Origin of the sequence: Pseudomonas sp. GM50 (assembly GCF_000282375.1) — a bacterium.
Classification (GTDB): domain Bacteria; phylum Pseudomonadota; class Gammaproteobacteria; order Pseudomonadales; family Pseudomonadaceae; genus Aquipseudomonas.
This window is the reverse complement of the sequence record NZ_AKJK01000043.1, coordinates 114,433-136,975: the sequence shown is the minus strand read 5'-3', so window position 1 is coordinate 136,975 and position 22,543 is coordinate 114,433. Positions and strand designations below refer to the sequence as shown.

Below are 22,543 nucleotides of genomic sequence, written 5' to 3'. Positions count from 1 at the left end.
GCTCATCACAGCGCCGACAATTGCTCCATCGGCCAGCGCGCCTGCACGCTGATCGCCAGGTTTTCATGCTGGCCGGCCTGCAAGCGCTGGCAACCGGCAAACGCAATCATCGCGCCATTATCGGTGCAGAACTCCGGACGGGCATAAAACACATCGCCCTTCATGTCGCCGAGCATTTTTTCCAGTGAAACCCGCAGTGCTTTGTTGGCGCTGACGCCCCCTGCGATCACCAGACGCTTGAGACCCGCCTGTTTCAGGGCACGCTTGCACTTGATGGTCAAAGTCTCCACCACGGCCTGCTGGAACGCCAGCGAGATGTCGCAACGGGCTTGCTCGCTGTCGTCCCCGGCGTTGACGCTCTGCTGCCAGGTGTTCAGAGCAAAGGTTTTCAGGCCACTGAAGCTGAAAGCCAAGCCTGGACGATCACACATCGGACGCGGAAAGGTGAAACGTCCTGCAACGCCTTGCTCCGCCAGACGAGCGATCTCCGGGCCGCCCGGATAATTCAGGCCCATCATCTTCGCGGTCTTGTCGAATGCTTCGCCGGCAGCATCGTCGAGGGTCTCGCCCAAGAGCGTGTATTGGCCGATCCCATCGACCTGAACCAGCTGCGTATGACCACCCGACACCAACAAAGCGACGAACGGGAACTGCGGTGGTTGCGACTCCAGCATCGGCGCCAGCAAGTGACCTTCCATGTGGTGCACGCCCAAGGCCGGAACGCCCCAGGCAAAGGCCAGCGCCTGGGCGCAGGAAGCCCCCACCAGCAGGGCTCCGACCAGGCCAGGACCCGCGGTATAAGCGATGGCGTCGATCTCGGTCGGCACACAGCCGGCCTCGGCCAGCACCTGACGAATCAAGGGCAGCATGCGTTTGACGTGATCACGCGACGCCAGCTCCGGCACCACGCCGCCATAGGCACGATGCAGATCGATCTGACTGAACAGCGCGTCGGCCAACAACCCGCGTTCACTGTCGTAAAGTGCGACACCGGTTTCGTCGCAAGAGGTTTCTAATCCCAGTACTAGCATGGGTTTGCGCCTTGTAGAGGCTGAATTCGAAGGCGCGCATAATAGTCGTCGCGTGATGCCCCGACCAGCGGTTTTCGATCAGAGGCTTTGCATTCCGAGCGATGAGGGGTTAACATCCGCAACCCTTAAAAACCGACGTCTTCAAGTGCTCTTTTGCCGCGAGGATGTTGACCCCGGTAATGAATGAAGGTAGCTCTGGATGCCAGCCGTCAAAGTAAAAGAGAACGAACCCTTCGACGTAGCTCTGCGTCGTTTCAAGCGCTCCTGCGAAAAAGCCGGTGTACTGGCTGAAGTTCGTAGCCGCGAATTTTACGAGAAGCCAACTTCTGAGCGTAAGCGTAAAGCAGCAGCCGCTGTTAAGCGTCACGCCAAGAAAGTTCAGCGCGAACAGCGCCGCGCCGTTCGTCTGTACTAATACACAGACGATCGTAGCAAGCTTCTGCCAAGCCCGGCCCTCAGCCGGGCTAATGGCATTTGCGGAAAACGCTTGATGCTTCACCGTCAAAGCCGCAGACGCGACCGAGACAAATCTGCTTCACAGCGTCAGACCTGGCTCTTTTGCCAGCGGTGCACGTCTTTTCTGACGAGCCTTCCAAGGCTACTGACGAGCACACCCACTGATTCCTCTCACGACGATCAGCCCAAGGCACCTTCTTGCGTGCCCGCTTATGAGCTATCCGAGGCCAATGACTGGCCGTCGCCGGATTCAGCGAAACACTTTCAAATAGTCGAATACTGATTGGTACTAACGTCAGTGGATTTTCGGCAGATACACTTCCCGACAGCGATACGCAGACGACACAGGTCGAGCCGCACACCCTGCGCGCCTCAAACAACGACCCGCGTTCGGCCGCCCTTCGTTTTGGGTCCATATCAGCGCAGATGACGAGAACGCCATGGCCGGGCTAATTCCCCAGAGCTTCATTGACGACCTTCTGAACCGCACCGACATCGTCGACGTGGTCAGCTCGCGCCTGCAAATGAAAAAAGCCGGCAAAAACTACACTGCCTGTTGCCCGTTTCATAAAGAGAAAACCCCCTCCTTCAGCGTCAGCCCCGACAAACAGTTCTATTACTGCTTCGGCTGCGGCGCTGGCGGTAACGCCCTCGGCTTCATGATGGACCATGACAACCTGGATTTCGTCCAGGCTGTCGAAGAACTGGCCAAAGCCGCCGGCATGGAAATTCCCCGCGAAGAAAGTGGCCGACCGCACAAACCGCGGCAGCCCACCGATTCGCCGCTGTATCCGCTGCTCACAGCCGCCGCCGATTTTTATCGTCAAGCCCTGAAAAGCCATCCGTCGCGCAAAGCCGCCGTGGATTACTTGAAGGGTCGTGGACTGACGGGAGAAATCGCCCGGGACTTCGGACTCGGTTTTGCCCCACCCGGCTGGGATAATCTGTACAAGCACTTGAGCAGCGATACCCTGCAGCAAAAAGCCATGATCGATGCTGGCCTGCTGATCGAGAACGCCGAAACCGGCAAGCGCTATGACCGCTTCCGCGATCGCGTGATGTTCCCGATCCGCGACAGTCGCGGGCGCATCATCGCCTTCGGCGGCCGAGTGCTGGGCGACGACAAGCCGAAATACCTGAACTCACCGGAAACCCCGGTTTTCCATAAAGGCCAGGAACTCTACGGCCTCTATGAAGCACGCAAGAACAACCGCAACCTCGACGAAATCATCGTAGTCGAAGGCTATATGGACGTCATCGCCCTCGCCCAGCAAGGCCTGCGCAATGCCGTCGCAACCTTGGGCACCGCCACCAGCGAAGAGCACTTGAAGCGCCTGTTTCGCGTCGTGCCCAGCGTACTGTTCTGCTTCGACGGCGACCAGGCAGGCCGAAATGCCGCCTGGCGGGCGCTGGAGGCAACCCTGCCATGCCTGCAGGACGGGCGCCGGGCGCGCTTTCTGTTCCTGCCTGAGGGCGAGGATCCGGATACCCTGGTCCGCTCCGAGGGCACTGACGCGTTCCGCGCGCGAATCAATCAGCACGCCCAGCCGTTGGCCGATTACTTCTTCCAACAGCTGACCGAAGAATCGGACCCGCGCTCCCTCGAAGGCAAGGCCCACATGGCCACCCTCGCCGCGCCGCTGATCGACAAAGTCCCGGGCGCCAACCTGCGCATCTTGATGCGCCAGCGCCTGAGCGAAATTACCGGGCTTAGCGGTGAAGCCGTGAGCCAACTCGTGCAAAGCACGCCTCAGCCTCAGGAAGCGCCACCCGCTTACGATCCGGGCATCGATTACGACGCCATGCCGGATTACAGCGACTACCATCAGCCGCAGGCGCAAGAGATGTACGCGCCGCAGCAGGAATGGACGCCGAAAAAGCCTGGTGCAGGTGGCAAGAAATGGGACAAGAAGCCGTGGGACAAGAACGGCAAACGTGGCGGCGAGCGTGATCAACCGCGGGCGCCACGGGTGCCAGCCGCTGTAGAGCCGCCCACCCTGGCCGCCTTGCGCACGTTGCTGCATCACCCGCAACTGGCTGAGAAAGTCGAGGATGCGGGGCACTTCGCTGCCGAGGACCATACCAACACGCAACTGTTGGTCGCCCTGCTCGAAGCCGTACAGAAGAATCCCAAGCTAAACTCATTTCAACTGATTGCGCGCTGGCACGGCACCGAACAAGGCCGACTGCTAAAAGCGCTGGCAGAAAAGGAATGGCTGATTGATGGAGATAACCTTGAACAACAGTTTTTCGACACCATTACTAGCTTGTCAGCCCGCCAACGCGAGCGGAACCTGGAACAACTTCTTCGAAAAGCACGTCAAAGTGAATTGAGCGCCGAAGAGAAAAATCAACTGCGCGACCTTTTAAGTCGCAATGTTTCCGTATCAAGCCCGACCTCAACTGGCGCGTGAGGTCATAGCTCAGGTATAATCCTCGGCTTGTTTTTTGCCCGCCAAGACCTTCAGTGGATAGGGTGTTATGTCCGGAAAAGCGCAACAGCAGTCTCGTATCAAAGAGTTGATCACACTTGGTCGTGAGCAGGGCTACCTGACTTACGCGGAGGTCAACGACCACCTGCCGGAGGATATTTCAGATCCGGAACAGGTGGAAGACATCATCCGCATGATTAATGACATGGGGATCAACGTATTCGAGGTTGCGCCAGATAAGGATTCCCTTATGCTGGCCGACGCCGATACCGACGAAGCCGCGGCCGAAGAGGCAGCAGCAGCGTTGGCAGCGGTCGAGACCGACATTGGTCGCACCACCGACCCAGTGCGCATGTACATGCGTGAAATGGGTACGGTAGAGCTCCTCACACGTGAAGGCGAAATCGAAATCGCCAAACGTATTGAAGAGGGCATCCGCGAAGTGATGGGCGCAATCGCGCACTTCCCTGGCACGGTTGACCATATTCTCTCCGAGTACACTCGCGTCACCACCGAAGGTGGCCGCCTGTCCGACGTCCTGAGCGGTTATATCGACCCGGACGACGGCATTGCGCCGCCTGCTGCCGAAGTGCCACCGCCTGTCGACCCGAAAGCCGTGAAAGCGGATGACGACACCGACGACGATGACGCCGAAGCGAGCGATGACGAAGAAGAAGCCGAAAGCGGTCCGGATCCGGTCATCGCCGCACAGCGCTTTGGCGCTGTCGCCGATCAGATGGAAATCACCCGCAAGGCCCTGAAAAAGCACGGTCGTGGCAACAAGCTGGCAATCGCCGAGCTGATCGCCCTGGCTGAGCTGTTCATGCCGATCAAACTGGTGCCGAAGCAATTCGAAGGCCTGGTCGAGCGTGTTCGCAGCGCCCTGGATCGTCTGCGTCAGCAAGAGCGCGCGATCATGCAACTGTGCGTTCGTGATGCCCGCATGCCGCGTGCCGACTTCCTGCGCCAGTTCCCGGGCAACGAAGTCGACGAAAGCTGGACCGATGCACTGGCCAAAGGCAAAAGCAAATACGCTGAAGCCATTGGTCGCCTGCAACCGGACATCATTCGTTGCCAGCAGAAGCTGACCGCGCTGGAAACCGAAACCGGTTTGACGATCGCCGAGATCAAGGACATCAACCGTCGCATGTCGATCGGTGAGGCCAAGGCCCGCCGCGCGAAGAAAGAGATGGTCGAAGCGAACTTGCGTCTGGTGATCTCCATCGCCAAGAAGTACACCAACCGTGGCCTGCAGTTCCTCGATCTGATCCAGGAAGGCAACATCGGTCTGATGAAAGCGGTAGACAAGTTCGAATACCGCCGCGGCTACAAATTCTCGACTTATGCCACCTGGTGGATCCGTCAGGCGATCACTCGCTCGATCGCCGACCAGGCCCGCACCATCCGTATTCCGGTGCACATGATCGAGACGATCAACAAGCTCAACCGTATTTCCCGGCAGATGTTGCAGGAAATGGGTCGCGAACCGACCCCGGAAGAGCTGGGCGAACGCATGGAAATGCCTGAGGACAAGATCCGCAAGGTATTGAAGATCGCTAAAGAGCCGATCTCCATGGAAACCCCGATCGGTGATGACGAAGATTCTCATCTGGGTGACTTCATCGAAGACTCGACCATGCAGTCGCCAATCGATGTCGCCACTGTTGAGAGCCTTAAAGAAGCGACTCGCGAAGTACTGTCCGGCCTCACTGCCCGTGAAGCCAAGGTTCTGCGCATGCGCTTCGGTATCGACATGAATACCGACCACACCCTCGAGGAGGTTGGTAAGCAGTTCGACGTGACCCGTGAACGGATTCGTCAGATCGAAGCCAAGGCGCTGCGCAAGCTGCGCCACCCGACGAGAAGCGAGCATTTGCGCTCCTTCCTCGACGAGTGATCACAGAACCCCCGGCCCAGGCCGGGGGTTTTGCTTTATACAGATTAAATGCCCCGTACATCCCCCCCGCCGAATAGCCCGTCTACACTCGAAACATTCCCCCGCAGCCATAACGAGACCGTTATGCCCAGATGGCCGACCGTGCTTTTTTTGCTGTCGCTGATGACCTGGACCGCAACGGCTGGTGCGTTGACTCTTACCGACGAAGAACGTAACTGGCTGACGGCTCATCCGGAATTGCGCCTGGGCGTGGACGCGTCCTGGCCGCCGTTTGAATTTCGCGACGAACATGGGCGTTATCAGGGCCTGGCAGCGGACTACATCAACGTTATCCGCCAACGGCTGGCCATCAAACTCACGCCCATCGAGCCGGTCAGCTGGACCGAGGTCCTGAAGCAGGCCAAACAAGGCAAGCTGGACATCTTGCCCGGCATTATGTCGACCCCCGAGCGCCAGACGTATCTGTCGTTCACCCGCCCCTATCTCGACTTTCCGATTGTCATTCTGGCTCACGTCGGAGGCCCCCAACCGCGCAAACTCGGAGACCTGTACGGGCTGAAGATCGCCGTGGTGGAAAACTATGCCCCCCATGAACTATTGCGCACCCACCATCCCGACCTGAATCTGGTGGCGATGCCCAACGTCAGCTCGGCGCTGCAGGCGCTCGCCACCGACGCTGTGGACGCCGTAGTGGGCGATCTCGCCTCCAGTGTCTGGAGTCTGCGCCAGCTCAAGCTCGACGGGCTCTACGTCAGCGGTGAAACACCCTATCGCTACCAATTGGCAATGGCCGTGCCCCCGAACAACAAACTGCTGGTCAGCATCCTGGACAAAGTCCTGGCAGACATGACCCCAAGTGAAATCAGTGCCATCCAGGAGCATTGGGTCGGTAACGTCCTGGACCATCGAACCTTCTGGCTGGACGCGCTGAGTTACGGCCTGCCAGGCTTGCTGTTTCTGATGATCGTGCTGGCGGTGGTTATCCGGATCAACCGCCGACTCAGTTCGGAAATTGCCCGTCGGGTCGCTCTGGAACAGGAGCTGCGCAGCAGCGAATACCATTACCGCGGGCTGGTGGAGAGTCTTTCAGCCATCGCCTGGGAGGCGCGGATCAGCGATTACACCTACAGTTACGTGTCACCTCACGCTCAGGATCTGCTTGGTTATCCCCTGCCCCATTGGCTGATTCCGGGCTTCTGGCGCAACATTATCCACCCCGCGGATCTGACGCGGGCCCAGACCTTCTGCGACCGCGAAGTGGCGGCCGGACGCGATCACAGCGTCGATTACCGGGTCATCACCGCTGATGGCCGCTGCCTTTGGGTCCGCGATATCGTCAGCCTGATCGAGCACGCCCATGAACCGGTACTGCGCGGGCTGATGATCGACATCAGCGAAGCCAAGCGCACTGAAGAGGCGCTGCGCCTGTCGGAACAGAAGTTCGCATCGGTGTTCCAGCAATGCCCGGACATTCTGGTGATCGCGCGGCTTTCCGACGGTTGTCTGCTGGAAGTCAATGAAGCGTTCGAAGAACAGATCGGCCTCAAGGCCGAAGACGTCATAGGCCAGACCGCCACCGACCTGAACATTTGGGGCGTACCCGGCGTGGGGCCGGGTTTGTTGCAGCGGTTGCAGGCCGGCAGCATCCGCAACCTGGAGATGCCCTTTCGCCGCAGCAATGGCCAGGTGTTTACCGGCCTGATTTCCGCCGAGCCTTTCGATCTCGATACGACCCCGGCTCTGGTGGTCGTCGTGCGGGACATCAGTCAGCTCAAGGAAACCCAGCAACAGCTGCAAACCTCCGAAGAGAAATTCGCCAAGGCCTTTCATGCGTCTCCCGACGGCTTGCTCTTGTCCCGGCAGAGCGACGGCTTGCTGCTGGAAGTCAACGAAGGCTTCAGCCGTATTACCGGTTTCAATAGTGCGATGTCCGTGGATCGGTCGGCCCTGGACCTGGGGATCTGGGTCAATCTCAACGAACGCAAACAGATGCTCGAGTTGCTGCACCGGGATGGTTTCGTCCGTGACTTCAGTTGCCACATCCGCCGCAAAGACGGGCAGATCCGGCTCTGTGAGGTTTCAAGCCGTCCATTGCCCATCGGCGATGAGGACTGCATGCTGACCATCGCCCGGGACATTACCGAGCGGCATCTGATGCAGGAGAAATTGCAGCAGGCCGCCACGGTGTTCGAGAGCACTGCCGAGGGCGTATTGATCACCGACACCCAACAGCACATCAGCGCGGTCAATCGTGCGTTCACCGAAATTACCGGCTACAGCGAGAGCGAAGCTCTGGGCCACACCCCTCGCCTGCTCGCCTCGGGCCTGCATGACAGCGCATTTTATGCGGCGATGTGGCATCAATTGACCGCCGACGGTCATTGGCAAGGCGAGATTTCCAACCGGCGCAAGAACGGCGAGCTCTACCCGAGCTGGCTGACTATCAGCGCAGTGCGCAATCGGGATAAATTCATCACCCACTTTGTTGCGGTGTTCGCGGACATTTCCAGCCTCAAGCACGCGCAGGCCAAACTCGACTACCAGGCGCACCACGACCCGCTGACGGGCCTGCCAAACCGCACACTGTTCGAGAGTCGGCTGTTGACCGCGCTGAACAGCCAACAGGAAAACGGTGGCCAGGGCGCCGTGCTGTTTCTCGACCTGGACCGCTTCAAACACATCAACGACAGCCTCGGCCACCCGGTCGGTGACCTGCTGCTCAAAGGCATTGCCGTGCGCCTCAAGGAGCAGTTGCGCGATATCGATACCGTGGCGCGGCTGGGGGGCGACGAATTCATCATCCTGCTCCCCGGCCTGCAACAGTCCAGCGACGCCGACAACATTGCCACCAAACTACTCAATTGCTTCGCCGCCCCTTTCCAGGCCGGCGAGCACGAGTTTTTCATCAGCGCCAGCATCGGCACCAGCCTGTACCCCAAGGACGGCTGCGACGTCGCTACACTGGTCAAGAACGCCGATGCCGCGATGTATCGCTCCAAGGCCAAGGGCCGTAACCGGGTTGAAAGCTACACCCGCGATCTCACCGCCCAAGCCAGCGAGCGCGTGGCGCTGGAACATGAACTGCGGCGCGCTATCGAGCGCAATGAGCTGTTTTTGTACTACCAGCCCAAAATCAGTCTGGACGATCATCGAGTGGTCGGCGCCGAAGCGCTGATTCGCTGGCATCACCCCACCTTCGGCGATGTACCTCCCGAGCACTTCATTCCCCTGGCCGAAGAAAACGGCATGATCCTGCAAATCGGCGATTGGGTACTTGAGACAGCCTGCCGACAGATGTACGAGTGGAATCAGGTCTATGAGTGCCTGGGCCCACTCTCAGTCAACCTCGCGGGTGCGCAACTGCGCCAGCCGAACCTGCTCGGCAGGATCGAACAATTGCTCAAGGACAACCACCTCAAACCCGGCTTCCTGCAACTGGAAATCACTGAAAACTTCATCATGAGCCAGGCCGAAGAAGCGCTGGCGGTGCTGCACCAACTCAAACGCCTGGGCGTGCAATTGGCAATCGACGATTTCGGCACCGGCTATTCGTCCCTGAGCTACCTCAAACGCCTGCCGCTGGACATCCTCAAGATCGACCAATCCTTCGTCCGCGGCCTGCCGGACGACCCACACGACGCGGCGATTGTTCGCGCAATCATCGCCCTGGGCCGCAGCATGCAATTCACCGTCATCGCCGAGGGCGTCGAAACCCAGGCGCAGCAGCAATTCCTGGCTGCGGAGGGCTGTGAACAGATCCAGGGTTACATTGTCAGCCTGCCACTTCCCCCCGACGAATTCGCCGCGACGTTTCTTCGTACAGCCATATTGGATTTTTCGGATAGCACAGCTGAGAAACCGTCGCTATAATCCGCGGCCTACTGAGGGCCTATAGCTCAGTTGGTTAGAGCAGGGGACTCATAATCCCTTGGTCGTAGGTTCGAGTCCTACTGGGCCCACCATACTCAAAGCCGCGCACTGCGCGGCTTTCGTGTTTCTGGGTGAAGCCCTGCTTTTACAGTCCTACGCTCCAAGGGTACAAATTAGGTACAGTGCTGGATCACCAGCCTCCTAGGAACCCCCTCCCCTATGGCTACAATCGTCAAAACTCCTTCTGGTACTTGGAAGGCGCTGATTCGCAAAACTGGCTGGCCGACCGTGGCTAAAACCTTCCGCACCAAGCGTGATGCGGAGGATTGGTCTCGGCGCACTGAAGAAGAAATGGTTCGTGGTGTGTACATCCGGCGTAGCGGCTCGGAGAAAATGACGCTAGAGGCTGCACTCAAGCGCTATCTGAGCGACATAACCCCCACCAAGAAGCCCACCACTCAGCGTGGCGAAACCTCGAAAGCCAAGAAACTGATCGAGCACCTGGGCAAATACTCCATGGCTGCCCTCTCCGCTGAAATCATCGCCGGCTATCGCGACAAGCGCCTGAACGAACCCAGCCGTGGTGGAACCATAAGCAACAACACCGTTCGCCTGGAGCTGGCCCTATTAAGCCACCTGTACACGGTAGCGATTCAGGAGTGGGGTTTGGGCCTGACGTTCAACCCAGTGCTGAACATCCGTAAGCCGAGTCCTGGGGATGGTCGTGACCGAAGATTATCGCCGGAGGAAGAACGCCTTCTGCTCGCGGCCGTGAATCGACATAGCAACCCTATGCTGGGCTGGATTGTTTGCATCGCTCTGGAAACGGGTATGCGCTCGTCAGAGATCTCATCCCTACGTCGTCCTCAAGTGGATTTGGCAAAGCGCGTCATACGCCTCTCAGACACAAAGAACGACGGCTCGCGCACCGTGCCTCTGAGCAAGCGTGCCACCGAAGTATTTAAAGCTGCGATGGATAACCCGGTGCGTCCGATCGACTGCAATCTGGTGTTTTTTGGTGAGCCTGGGAAGGACGGGAAGCGGCGGCCGTATACCTTCACCAAGATTTGGGGTCAGTTGAAGAAGAAACTCGATCTGCCTGATTTCAGGTTTCACGACCTGCGTCACGAAGCAGTGAGTCGGCTTGTCGAGGGTGGACTGTCCGACCAGGAGGTATCAGCTATCAGTGGGCATAAATCGATGCAGATGCTTAAGCGTTACACACACCTGCGAGCCGAAGACCTCGTCAGTAAACTGGACAAAATAACGAGACCCGGCACTGAAGTTTACTAGTTAAAATGGGGGATTTTGTCCACGCGCCCCCGCTTTCGGATCTTTTCTGTATGCGAAATTGCACTCTACTTGAGCACCTGACTGCATTCGTTCTGACCACCGATTGCATCGGATTTGACCAGCACGTTTGGTGACCATGATCGGCAGAGAACTGCGCATCACTGCCGGTCGTAACCGGCAGAATCGACCCAATGCAGCCCTTCGCCTCAAGTAGTTGCCCAGCGCTAGCCTTCCCGTAGGAGAGCAAACGGCCAGTAGTGGCGGGTCGCCATAGGTCATGAAGATTGAGAGCGATGCTCAATAAGGTTAGCCTTGCAAATGCCTAACACTGCCGGCTAAGGAGATGCGCGTGAGTCCAAACGAGGAAGCGGAATCGATCAAGGCCTCGAATGTGATCGATATGGCAATGACATTTACTGCAATGATTCGTTTGTTTGAAAAAGACTCAAAGGAGAAAATCTCGGATCAACTTCACAAGTCTTTCAGACAACTCTCTAGAGTTTCCAATCACCAGGAATACGAACAAATACATTCTGAGTTTTGCAACTGGTTCGCAGGCAGGATCTCTACGGCACGCAAAACATTTAAAAATAAACCTGAGAAGCCGAGCAGGCCGGCATCGTATGGGCACGCCGCCAAAGTATTCGACATTTCAGTGAAGGTTTATGTGCATTACTGCCACTTACCGGATTCCAAAACCACAGTAATGTTGCTACCATTTCTTCATGGAGCAATCGACAATCCAATAATGAACTTTCTAAAATCCAAATACCCGCTTGCTAGGATAAAAGCTAAAACAATTGCGACCCTTGAAATACTGGAATACAAAGCACTACAAGATCTGATTACCGAACACATTCAAGAAGAGTTTCAGGGCAAAATATTTCCAGTGCAATATGATGATATCATGTGGCATCGACTGAATCGGGGTGATGGGTCTAAGAAGCCCCTAAAAGTGCAGCGACCCGGTCGACCCGCAGCGCCAGCTTAAACGTGCCTAATTCGCATCGACCACCTCTAGTTTCTATACTTATATAGCATCTAGCCCGCCTTTTGACGTGAGAACTTACACGCCCTGCAACCTGCTAAAAATTACATCACTGCACGTAGTGTTTTTTCACACCAGCCTTCAGAATCGTGTTGATTCCTCGCTCGGTGAGCCAGCCAGCTTTTTCCAATTGTCGCTTCAAATTAGAATCAATGGCGATTGTCTGAGGGGTTATAGGAAGGATTGGTCGCCTCATTACCAGTAATTCCCGTAAGAAATCAGGCATAATAAATCGGCCTAGATCTATATGAAAAACCTCCCATTGAGTAGATTCATAATATCGTACCCACCGCTGATAATCAGCCTGTAGATGCATAGTTACAAGCTGCCGAGCAACGGCCTGAGAATCGTCGTCGCCAAACATTACTTCATGAACATGACTTTTGGCATTACTCGCTTCCACTTTTTCTAAATCAGCCTTGCTTGGCACAATGTTAGGTTCGGTCATAATTGATGCATATTGTGGGCGTTCTTTATGAGTAACAACCATCCGAGCATGCAGCATGCAGAAATACGCTGTAAGGTGCGTATGCTCTGTGATTGGCGAGCCAGCTCTTATCAAGCGAGACTGTATAAAATAATTATTTTCGTTTGCGCCCAGCATCTTCCCTTCTGCCCATTGACTCCAAAGTCGATCAACATAGAAGGCTTTATCAACCCTAACTGGGTCTTCCATTCCAAAAATGGATAATTTTCCGTCAGCGTTTGCCCACTCCTTGAGGTGCGCCTGCGGGATCACATGTTGAACTCTCGTGAATTGATGAGGATTGCTTAATTTTTCGCCATCCACCTCCAATACGTTAGGTTTTTCCGCAGGGCTATGCTTTTTCTTGTACAAAATATACTCCCGTTATTAGCAGATTGAAGCATGGGCTGACTAATCAGTAGTGGTAATGCAAATGGGCGGTCTAGTCCATGCAATTACGCACTGTAAACGCAAATGTAATAAGCGCCACCTATAAAAAGGGGCTTTTATGCCTGAAATCGCTTACCTAAACTTTTCAGAACCGTCTCGGATCATGCTTTTTTAACAGCAGATCGTGCCACCGAGAATTAGCTTGCTACGTTGATTTCCGCCGCCTCCACTCCATTAGCATTGGTGCGAATGCCATAGCGAAGGCTGCGCAAAATAATCCGTTTGCAACCTCATCAAACCCGGAAAGCTCAAACACACCGTCGACTAGCTTGGCAGCCAAACTCAGAGCCAACAGGCTACTTGGCCATCGAGCATACCGGAGCGCGTCGAACCTCAGATTATCCAGCATCAATAGGTTGAGACGGACGCTTTTACTCTCAGGTACCGGGGCCGAGACCACAGCAACAAGTTCAAGTAGATCTAGGGTTCGATCAGCTTCTCTAATCGTTTCCTGTATTTTGTGCAGTCGACGCTGGTAAACGGCGTCTCTCACCAAGTCTTCAGGCGGAAGGTCCTTCAGTTGATGCCATCTGAAGGACTCCACACCATACTCCCGTAACAGTGCTACCGAGGTATAGGGTCGCTGGAGTACTTGCAGGTATCGCCCGTCTAGCAGAGCTAACCACTCATCCTGCCGCCTTGCTGGCTCTATGAGCTGAATTCGTTTGGCAGCAGGATAATTCTGCTCATCAACCCAGGCAGCAATCGGTTTATTCCCATGAGTACGCATGAACGCAACACGATGCTTACCTTCATGCGCGGTCAATATGCCCAAGGGCTTGTACCAGGTGTAAAGAGCCTTGTTGGACCAGGTAAAGTTCGTCGAGTAGCTCTCAATCCTATCCGCGATCTCCTCTTCAGGGACGTGTTGAGGCTTCCCCTTGATGCTAGCCCCAAGGACATAGCGAGGATCAACAAGGGCTTTGAACCGCACCGACTGGGATTCCTCCCAGTCGAGAAAAGGCACCACAATGCGTAGAAATGAATGCCCCCAAAAAGCGCAGGTACCACCACTGTCCATCCAGTCGTTTTGATACTCCTGCTCAAAATAATACCGGGAGCTCATGTCCATCGAGAACTTGATGGAGCACAACGCCCGTGAGGCTCCCATCATCCGATCAGAGACCTCAAGGGACAGAACCTCTACCTTGTCAGCCATTTCACTCACTTGCACACTCCCTGCTGCAACCACAATTAGACAAGGGAACAACAATGTCGCAAGACGACGAACTATTCCATGTGCAGTTGGGCAAGGACCATCCTAACTACCAAAGCGTTGCACTCCGCCGCAGGCCTGGCTACGTGAACTACGAGGTGGTAGAGGTCGACACGGAAAAGCTGATCCACTTTTCCAATCAGGACATACGGGGGTATGTGCTTTCACCAGTAGAGGATTGGCAACCGGCCAAGCGGGAAGGGATCTTTTGTTTCTTAGCACCGCCTGGGCCACGGGAGCAACCAGTCGAAATGCCGGTCATCTCATTCAACGAGCGGGATGTCGTTCAATACGAACGAAAATGGCGGTTTTTTAAGAAGGCCGTCGTGTATCGCTTGAAATACATCGGGTACACAAACGGTCGCCATCGCACGCGCTACCTGTATTTTGCCGGAGCGAAGCGGATACCAGTGATGTGCCATATTTCGGAGGTCAACGCATTGAAGGCCCACTGCGCACCCTAGATCCGCGGCCGGCCTTCCAGATTTCACCGAAGCACGCCATTAAGACCGAATGCCTACGACATGCAGGAAACCGCCCTGCTCAGAGCCTTTCTGAACAGCATGAGCATCAAAAAAACCATCTTTTTGCCAAAAAAATGAAATTAATTATAACCCCTTGAATTACTGGCAATTTTGCAAACCACAAAAAACCAAGATATACCACGCTGGTAGTTATATGGCGACACACCGAATACCAAACTTATCTACCTTGGACAATCCGTGTCACCAACAAGTTTGACAGCAACTAACTTACGCTCATAATCGTCTAACTTCTCCACGAACTTGCAGACTACCGAGCGCTGCTCAACCTGCATCAAAAAAGGTGAAACCACGATGAACACTGAAGCGTATTTGGTTGGAAAGTTTGGCGCACTAATGCAACTGCCTGATTTGGCCGAGTTACTTGGACGCTCGACAGATGGGCTAAGAGTTTCACTCTACTCGGACACCGACCTATCGAGAAAACTTAAACCCACAATGATACGGATCGGCCGTCGCATCTACTTTCGTACGCAGCAAGTCAATGTAGCACTACAGCTTGAAGCACCAAAAAGCGAAGCACACGTTCAATAATACTGACCTGAGGGAGATTTACTATGGGTCGGCAACGGACGATCAACGACAAGAAATTTTGGAACTCACCCAAGATGGCTGGGCGCACTCAAGAAGACCGAGCAACTCTCGTCTATCTATTAACATGTACCTCCAGCAACATTGTTGGTAGTTATTCTATCGTCCCAAGGATTGCTGCAGCAGAAATGGGATGGGACACAGAGTCACAATTCATGCCAGTACTGAAACGCCTCTGTGACTCTGACTTCATAAAATACGATGCCGAAACGAGCTTCGTGTGGGTTCGCATTTGGTGGGAGCATAACTCCCCGAAAATGGCGCTAGCGCCAACGCTACGTCAGAAGTCCATCAAGCAAATCAGAGAAATGCCTGCGCATTGGATATCAGACTATCTGGATGACATGGCGGAAAGACTGCAAGAGTCCGACGAGTATCGCGAGATGCTAATCCAGGAATTCCAAGCGTCGAGCCAAAGCGCTAATCAGGGAGAAAACCACCGCTGTGACGCTACCGATAGGGTATCGATACCCCATCGCCAGCCCATGGACAGGCCTGTGGATGACTATAGCTCCCAGATCAGTGGAGAAAACACCAAGGCTGCCATCCACGCCGAAGCCGAGGGTAGCCGGAGAGGGAAGCCAGAAGGCCATGCCCAAGATAACAGGGTATCAGTACCCTATCTATCCCATATACCTAGGGGGGCGGGTAACTATAACCCTAACAATAACTATAAAAATAACAATACAACAACAGACCGCCTGATTTTCCCTCACGACCTGTCTCGGGCAGCACAGGCATCAATAGAAGAAGCCCTGCTACAGGTTTCAGATACAGACGCGCAAAAATTACTAGATGAGTTGGCGGCTGCGATTGCGTCAAAAAAAGTAAAGACAACCATCACTCAGTTATTCCACGGGCTTTTAAAAATTTACCACCAGGGAAAACTTCAACCTAGCAGTGGTGCAATAGCCATTGCAGACAAAAGGTCGCAGAACGGCGGTGTCGGGCAAGAAGCAATAGCAACTTTAAAAAGAAAGATGCTAATCAATTGACCAATGGAGCAACGACAATGCAGCTACAATTCAAGGAACTTGAAAACTACTGCGATAGCCTGGAGCACTCCGGCAACATCCAGGTCATTTTGCACGCGCATTATGCAAAAGGCTTCGCCCTGACTGTATCGGACGGCACAATCGAACATCCGGTAACGGATGAGCAAAACCATGCATATTGGTTCAGAACTGTAGAGATGGCATTGGATGAGCTTGCCAATATCCCCTACATATCAGACAAAATAATGATAGACCGCACATCCTGGTCATAAGCTCTACGCTGTAACGGAGAAGCACACTCATCAAGCAATCTTATTATTGAACGCAGTAAATTTAATACCCTAAGAATGCTTCAGCGTACTGGGTGCTGGGACTGAAAAGAAAGTCCCTGACAGGTGGGAACAGTAGCTCGATAGAAAGAGCCACCGGACAAGCAGCGGAAAGACGCGCCGTATAGACCACATCCCAAGGGCGCCACAAAAGCGCACTGGATACGGGCCTTAAACAAGCCCTGACTGGCGGGAAAAGTAGCTCGATAAAAAGAGTCGCCGGACGGCTGGAAAGACAGCACTGCGTTCGCCCCTACCCCAAGGAGCAACACAATGATCTCGTACCTTTACCTACCGATTCTCACCTTCTGCACGTTTGTTCTCATATCCGTCCGCCGATACTGGGTGTGCGTAGACCGGCTCGGATACATGAAAGAGGTTTCTAAACGAGCGCCGTCGTTACTGCAACGAGACCTCATAGCCGCAGTACTTGCAATGGTGCCATTCGCAATGGCGGCCATTGACTGGTTCGGAATAACGCTTCCCCGCCAGTCAGCCCCGATCCCTCCAGATTTCGCTGCACTGCTCTCAGTCTGCTGCGTATGCGCCTGCATAGGCGCTCTCAACGATACCTTTGAACGCCTCGCAGGCAACTGGGCAGGAACGCGGGAAAGCGCTCTGCGTACAGTCGCGTCGCTACGGATCATTGATCAAGCAGAGCTGGCCGCAGCGCTGAATGTGTTCAGCAATCGCAGCGCGAAAGCCGCAAGCGCGGAACCAACCAGCAGCATTGGCCGGGAGGTGAAAAAATGAAAAGGGTTCCTGCTCTCCTGCTCATCACAGCTTCAATTCTCACGGGCTGCGAACGACAAGAATCTATTCAAACCGTCGATTGGTACAAGGCAAATACATCCGAGCGCTTGAAGCTGCTGGAGAGGTGCAAGACCAGCCCTGGAGAGCTCTCTATCTCTGCGAACTGCATCAACGCGTCATCGGCCGCGAATGCAATAACGCTGGAGCTACGCGGTTACAAACACCGCGAGCCAATCAATTTTTCTTCTCAGGGAAAATAGAATGACGACCACGACGGGAATATTCGAATGGATGGCGGGGAGCATGGACCAAACCCTCCAGACCTTCATAAGCGTGACGTCCAGCCGAGTCATCGATGACTTTTCACTAACGGTAACGCTTTGTGGAACGCTCTATTTGACCATGATGGGCTTTATGATGATCACCGGCACAATCGAGCAACCCGCATCCCATTTCCTCAAGACCTGCGGAAAGTTTCTGCTAATCAGCGGGCTGGCAATGAACGCAGACACGTATATGTCGTGGGTAGTGGAGGCACTACACGGCCTGGAAACAGGGGTTGCTTCTGCCTTTTCAGCTACTGGCGACTCAACGGTCTCAAGGTCTGTATTTCAGGTAGTGGACAAGGCCATGTCCGACGGCTGGGCAATAGGCGCCGATATTCTAACGAAGATGGGACTTCGTGCTGGGTACGACATCGGAATGATATTTTTTGATTTGTTGACCGCCATAATCGTATACGCGGCAACACTTATTATCGCGGTTCCAGCAGGGGCAATGATCATCGTTGCAAAGGGAATGCTGTCGATCATGCTCGGCATCGGGCCAATTTTTATCATGATGCTGTTGTTTGGGCAGTTCACCTCCAAATGGTTCGATAGCTGGTTCGCCCAGGTCATCACCTACATCCTGCAAATCGCACTGGTTGTCACGGTGCTCAGCTTTGGGATCAAGTTTTTCTCATCGCTAACGAGCGACATACTCGCGACACCCGGTGACTACCCGATATCCACCTTCCTGGAGCTTTTGGTGGTGACGGTCGTTGTGCTGTACATGCTGCAGCAAGCCAATGCAGTCGCTGGTAGCCTTGCAGGGGGAATATCCAGCGCAGGGCTCACCCTACGCGGAATCGCAAGCGGTGCCGCCTCACCAATCACCAAAGGGCTCAACCGACAGTCCACGCGCCGCGACATGCAGTCGGGGCAAATGGTCACTGCTGGACGCTTGAACCACCTCGCGGCCGGTAACACAGCCTGGAACCCAGCCTACCGACAGCACGTCATGCAGAACATGGGGAAAAACTGGGGGGACGCTACAGGAGGTAAAGTAAATCGGTAGCAATTGACCCACTGCTCATCAGACTTCGCTTTGACGGGGTCTTTTGTTGAGTACCTTCAACGGCTATAGCGTATGACGGGTCAAGGGGTTGGTGCGGCCCACAGGAGCAAAGCGACGAGGACTCGGCCCCTTGACGCGGCAGTAGCGTCCAACGCTCACGGCATGGGTGTAGGGGATCAAGGTCGAAGGCCTCCCCTGTACCCTTGACGACAGAGGGCGACTCGCTCCCTTCCCGCTCGCGGGAAGGGCGGGGGGATGGGCAATTCGAGAAACCGTTAAATCATTGAATTTTAGCGATTAACTACAAAAACAAGACAATTTCAGCGCTTGCCTTAATCGACTCACCAAGCGCTGCAAAACGTTAAACCAAAGTTATCGCCGAAAAGCTCAATGCGATGAAAACGAGTGAAATACGATCTCTAATAACTCCGTGCTCCGCTTGGGCAACCCCTTCGGTTGCATCCCGTGTCCGAACTTGCCGGACTGGCTGCGGGGCAGGCGGCGGGCGGAGCCCTTGACCTACCCCTGGCGATAGGCTGAGCGCTTCCTGTGGAGTCAAGGGTGCGGCTACGCCCGTCATCCTCACCCGTTCGGTGCTCGCCTTCGGCTCCGCTCCGCATGCGGCTTCCGGTGCCGCCCTTGACACCACATTCAGCAAAAACCTTGGTACTTTGATCAATGCACGCTTTCACATGTGCGAGTACCTCCATCACGTTCGTGGTTTACAAGGCGTGCTTGCGCGCAATCAGGAATGCTTCAAACCTGAATTCCTTGTTCATGAACAAGACTTCTCAAAAACTCGTCAGGAAACAGCATGACTTCAGAAAATCATAAAACCACTCAACAGCAAGACAACGTTGCCTCCTCAGCCGGGATTGACCAGCTCAAGGATCACCAGATATCGGAGTCCGAACAGAGCACACGAAAGGAAACCGTGGACTTTGCCAACGCCTCATTAAACCTGTCTGGATTTGAAGTCACTGAGGGTATGAAACGCATCGGCGAACGCTACATCAGCGGCGAAATTGATCTGGACGAGTTTGTGTCGATCTCGCAGCAAGAGAACGCCTCTTCCCGACCGAAGTGAGCGTAAGTTCACCGAAGCTTGAACATTTTGAGCCACATGCCCGACATTTGTCGGACTAACAAGGCAACAACTGCACGCTGACTGACAGCGCAGCGGTGAAAAAGCAAGAAACATATGCCTGAGAAAGGCCCCCCTATGCATTACCCCACAACAGGTTTCACCGGCCCCCTGAGAGAAGGGGGATGGCAAGCATGCAGCGCCCACGCCTAAAGCCTCCAGCGTCAATCTGGAAACGAATCGATAGCTCCCCGGAACGCCTGATCTCTCTCTCCGCGCTTGCCGTTGCGTTTGGCGCCCTATGCGTGTCGTTATGGCAGCTTGATATGGCTAAGCAGCACAATGTGCTTTCCGTAAGACCTTACTTGATGGTCACGCCTCACCTCGCAGGTGCCAACGGAAAGAACGGGCTCTATCTCACCAATGAAGGTATCGGGCTCGGGATACTTACTTCCCTGAGCGTTTCCGTATCGGGGAGAGTCTATGCAGGCTTAGGCAAGAATCAATGGCCGAAAATCTTGCGCGATATGGGCTTGGAACCGCTTTGCTTTTCTATTGGCTGGCCAACCAAGGTTGCCGCCTTAAGGCCCGGAATGGAAATCGAAATTCTGGGCAAGTCGAAACTGTTCAACTCTGGTTGCGAGCTTGCGCTGGCTACTTTCCTAACAACGAAAGACGTCTCGATTGAGCTAAGTTACACCTCGCTTTACGAAGAAGAACACACATTTTCAGGTGATACGTTCTTGAATCTATAGCGCCAGGCTCCGTAGCTGAATCCGTCCGGGCTTTGTTCATGAACAAGAACTTAGCCAATTGGAGATCTAGTGCAGGATAGGCTTCCGCCGGGAATGTGACACCCACTACGCCTGCCTTCGCGCTACACCAGCTATCCGACACACTGCATCAAGGAAAGCTTGTTCATGAACAAATGTTTGGGGGATATGAGACCTAGTGCAGGATAGGCTTTCACCGGAAAGCTGTATTACACAACGCCACCTCCACTACCATTTTTCCTTGTTCATGAACAAATTTGAAAGACGGTGGAGCACTAGTGCAGGATAGGCAAAACGCCGGTAAAATACGCGCGTACTTTTAAACAAAACTCTCACTGTATTACCGCTGATTGCTTTGGAATGCCGCCTTGGAGAAAGAAAATCCGTACCTGAATGTGTACCTGGGGTCACTGAAAAAGCCATGGGCTGACTACTGCGCGTCAATTGGAAAGAAGCCCGGCGCGGCGCTCAAGGAAGCGATTGAAAGGCAGCTTGAAAGCGCGAACGCACTGACAGAGCCGAAAACCTATCAGCAAACAAAGCCAATCCCAGATAAAGAGCCAAAGGTTCGCTTTGAGATCCTGCTGACACCATCCGAAAAGGCGGCTCTTACAAAACGCGCCGAGGTCGAACGATGCTCACAGCGTCGATGGGTCATCGACGCAATTCGGGCCGGACTGACAAATGAAGCGCAGTTCGGCATGAGCGAAATCGAGGCATTGGGCGAATCCAATTACCAGTTGCTTGCTATAGGTCGAAATTTGAATCAGATCGCGAGAAAGCTGAATGAAGGTGACCCCGATCCTATTCAGACAGAATTGATCAAGGGGTTACGCGCAATCATCGACAGACATACGCATGTCGTGAGCACCGCTATCCGGGCCAGCCTTGAACGGTGGGATCTTGAGTGACGCTACACGAGATCATCTCTAGTGCCACTTCCTTGTGCATGCTGTGGGGAAAAGGCTATATAGGCGAGTTGCTGGCTCGTCTATTTTCCTCCTGGCTGTTGGACAATCAGGCCGCTTACACACTTAAGAGTTCTCAATGTCAGTACCCACATATGATCAATTTATTGAGCCAATTCTGCGATTCCTTGCCGATCAACCTGGGGGCGCATCGGCGCGTGACGCACATGAAGCTGCTGCAGATGCGTTGCAACTGAGCGAAGCACAACGTCAGGAGCTGATCAATAGCGGCCAGGCCACCTATAAAAATCGCTCCGGATGGGCTCACGATCGCTTAAAGCGTGCAGGTCTTTCCAGCAGCGCCAAACGAGGCTACTGGAAACTAACCGAGCAGGGCATAGCCTATTCATTGGAAAATCCGGCACCGCTACCACAAGAGAAAGTCGAACGTCTTGCTATTGGGTTCATGGATGTGAAGCTCAGAACACCAACTGACGCCATCCCCCTGGATGTAGAGCTACAAGCCAATCCGTCACCATTATCAGCGACAACGAGCCCTGACGACCGTCTTGAACAAGCACTCAAGGAATTACGGGACGCAGTTGCCGTTGACCTTCTGGATAACCTGCTACAGGTCTCTCCTGGGCGTTTTGAGGTGATAGTCCTAGATGTACTGCATCGCCTTGGTTACGGTGCCAGCCGCAATGACCTACAGCGTGTGGGCGGCTCGGGCGATGGTGGTATCGACGGGGTAATCTCGCTGGACAAGCTTGGCCTGGAAAAGGTCTATGTGCAGGCGAAACGCTGGCAAAATACCGTCGGTCGACCAGACCTACAGGCGTTTTACGGTGCACTGGCAGGGCAAAAGGCCAAACGAGGTGTATTCATCACCACTTCCGGCTTTACTGCACAAGCCATCGGTTTCGCGAGCTCAGTCGACGGTATCGTTCTGGTGGATGGAACTAAGCTCGTTCACCTGATGATGGATCATGAAGTCGGAGTTTCTTCACGTTTGCTGAGACTTCCGAAGCTAGACAGCGACTATTTCGACGACGAGGCATAATGAGGATA

General features: G+C 54.5%; 20 protein-coding genes and 1 tRNA gene. 18 read left to right on the top strand and 3 right to left on the bottom strand.

The window, feature by feature from the left end:
• Positions 1–5: 5 nt before the first annotated feature.
• Positions 6–1,031 (bottom strand): tRNA (adenosine(37)-N6)-threonylcarbamoyltransferase complex transferase subunit TsaD, encoded by a 1,026-nt coding sequence (gene tsaD / locus PMI30_RS19950; protein WP_008008293.1) that lies wholly within the window; start codon positions 1,029–1,031, stop codon positions 6–8.
• A gap of 199 nt (positions 1,032–1,230) precedes the next feature.
• Here tsaD and rpsU point away from each other — a divergent pair, with 199 nt between their 5' ends.
• From rpsU to PMI30_RS19980, 7 genes are all read left to right on the top strand, one after another.
• Positions 1,231–1,446, top strand: a complete 216-nt coding sequence (gene rpsU / locus PMI30_RS30490) for a 30S ribosomal protein S21 (protein WP_002551877.1) — start codon at positions 1,231–1,233, stop codon at positions 1,444–1,446.
• 481 nt (positions 1,447–1,927) lie between these two features.
• Positions 1,928–3,901, top strand: coding sequence for a DNA primase (gene dnaG, locus PMI30_RS19955; RefSeq protein WP_008008291.1), 1,974 nt, complete (start codon positions 1,928–1,930; stop codon positions 3,899–3,901).
• A 67-nt stretch (positions 3,902–3,968) separates the two neighbouring features.
• Positions 3,969–5,816, top strand: a complete 1,848-nt coding sequence (rpoD, locus tag PMI30_RS19960; RefSeq protein WP_007904230.1) for an RNA polymerase sigma factor RpoD — start codon at positions 3,969–3,971, stop codon at positions 5,814–5,816.
• A 123-nt stretch (positions 5,817–5,939) separates the two neighbouring features.
• Positions 5,940–9,686 (top strand): bifunctional diguanylate cyclase/phosphodiesterase, encoded by a 3,747-nt coding sequence (locus tag PMI30_RS19965; RefSeq protein ID WP_008008289.1) that lies wholly within the window; start codon positions 5,940–5,942, stop codon positions 9,684–9,686.
• A gap of 15 nt (positions 9,687–9,701) precedes the next feature.
• Positions 9,702–9,778: transfer RNA gene (locus PMI30_RS19970), tRNA-Ile, on the top strand.
• 127 nt (positions 9,779–9,905) lie between these two features.
• Positions 9,906–10,979 (top strand): site-specific integrase, encoded by a 1,074-nt coding sequence (locus PMI30_RS19975; protein ID WP_008008288.1) that lies wholly within the window; start codon positions 9,906–9,908, stop codon positions 10,977–10,979.
• 349 nt (positions 10,980–11,328) lie between these two features.
• Positions 11,329–11,970 carry a hypothetical protein gene (locus tag PMI30_RS19980; protein WP_008008285.1) on the top strand — a complete coding sequence of 214 codons (642 nt, stop codon included), beginning with the start codon at positions 11,329–11,331 and terminating at the stop codon, positions 11,968–11,970.
• Between the two features lie 106 nt (positions 11,971–12,076).
• On the opposite strand, the gene PMI30_RS19985 is transcribed toward PMI30_RS19980, so the two are convergent.
• Positions 12,077–12,865: a hypothetical protein gene (locus PMI30_RS19985; RefSeq protein WP_008008282.1), complete on the bottom strand. Its 789-nt coding sequence runs from the start codon at positions 12,863–12,865 to the stop codon at positions 12,077–12,079.
• Positions 12,866–13,088: 223 nt separating this feature from the next.
• The gene (locus PMI30_RS30110; protein WP_008008280.1) at positions 13,089–14,111 is read right to left on the bottom strand and encodes a hypothetical protein; all 1,023 of its coding nucleotides are present in this window, start codon (positions 14,109–14,111) and stop codon (positions 13,089–13,091) included.
• A 44-nt stretch (positions 14,112–14,155) separates the two neighbouring features.
• On the opposite strand from PMI30_RS30110, the gene PMI30_RS19990 reads away from it, so the two are divergent.
• The 11 genes from PMI30_RS19990 to PMI30_RS20030 all read left to right on the top strand — a co-directional run bounded on the left by PMI30_RS19990 (position 14,156) and on the right by PMI30_RS20030 (position 22,535).
• Entirely contained in the window at positions 14,156–14,623 is a 468-nt protein-coding gene (locus PMI30_RS19990; protein WP_008008278.1) for a plasmid fertility inhibition factor family protein, read from the top strand.
• 372 nt (positions 14,624–14,995) lie between these two features.
• The gene (locus tag PMI30_RS31420; protein WP_081501262.1) at positions 14,996–15,235 is read left to right on the top strand and encodes a plasmid-related protein; all 240 of its coding nucleotides are present in this window, start codon (positions 14,996–14,998) and stop codon (positions 15,233–15,235) included.
• Positions 15,236–15,258: 23 nt separating this feature from the next.
• On the top strand, positions 15,259–16,287 hold the full coding sequence (locus PMI30_RS30105) for a hypothetical protein (RefSeq protein WP_008008276.1): 1,029 nt from the start codon (positions 15,259–15,261) through the stop codon (positions 16,285–16,287).
• A 17-nt stretch (positions 16,288–16,304) separates the two neighbouring features.
• Positions 16,305–16,559, top strand: coding sequence for a hypothetical protein (locus PMI30_RS19995; RefSeq protein WP_008008274.1), 255 nt, complete (start codon positions 16,305–16,307; stop codon positions 16,557–16,559).
• 330 nt (positions 16,560–16,889) lie between these two features.
• Positions 16,890–17,369, top strand: a complete 480-nt coding sequence (locus tag PMI30_RS20000; RefSeq protein ID WP_008008272.1) for a hypothetical protein — start codon at positions 16,890–16,892, stop codon at positions 17,367–17,369.
• A complete protein-coding gene (locus PMI30_RS20005; RefSeq protein ID WP_008008271.1) occupies positions 17,366–17,629 on the top strand; it encodes an EexN family lipoprotein in 264 nt (87 codons plus the stop codon). The genes PMI30_RS20000 and PMI30_RS20005 overlap by 4 nt, the downstream gene beginning before the upstream one ends.
• A 1-nt stretch (position 17,630) precedes the next feature.
• Positions 17,631–18,707, top strand: a complete 1,077-nt coding sequence (locus PMI30_RS20010; protein WP_008008268.1) for a type IV secretion system protein — start codon at positions 17,631–17,633, stop codon at positions 18,705–18,707.
• Between the two features lie 814 nt (positions 18,708–19,521).
• Positions 19,522–19,794: an antitoxin VbhA family protein gene (locus tag PMI30_RS20015; protein WP_008008265.1), complete on the top strand. Its 273-nt coding sequence runs from the start codon at positions 19,522–19,524 to the stop codon at positions 19,792–19,794.
• A gap of 191 nt (positions 19,795–19,985) precedes the next feature.
• On the top strand, positions 19,986–20,546 hold the full coding sequence (locus PMI30_RS20020; RefSeq protein WP_008008263.1) for a hypothetical protein: 561 nt from the start codon (positions 19,986–19,988) through the stop codon (positions 20,544–20,546).
• Positions 20,547–20,932: 386 nt separating this feature from the next.
• Entirely contained in the window at positions 20,933–21,475 is a 543-nt protein-coding gene (locus PMI30_RS20025) for a plasmid mobilization relaxosome protein MobC (protein WP_008008260.1), read from the top strand.
• A 136-nt stretch (positions 21,476–21,611) separates the two neighbouring features.
• Positions 21,612–22,535 (top strand): restriction endonuclease, encoded by a 924-nt coding sequence (locus PMI30_RS20030; RefSeq protein ID WP_008008257.1) that lies wholly within the window; start codon positions 21,612–21,614, stop codon positions 22,533–22,535.
• Positions 22,536–22,543 lie beyond the last annotated feature (8 nt).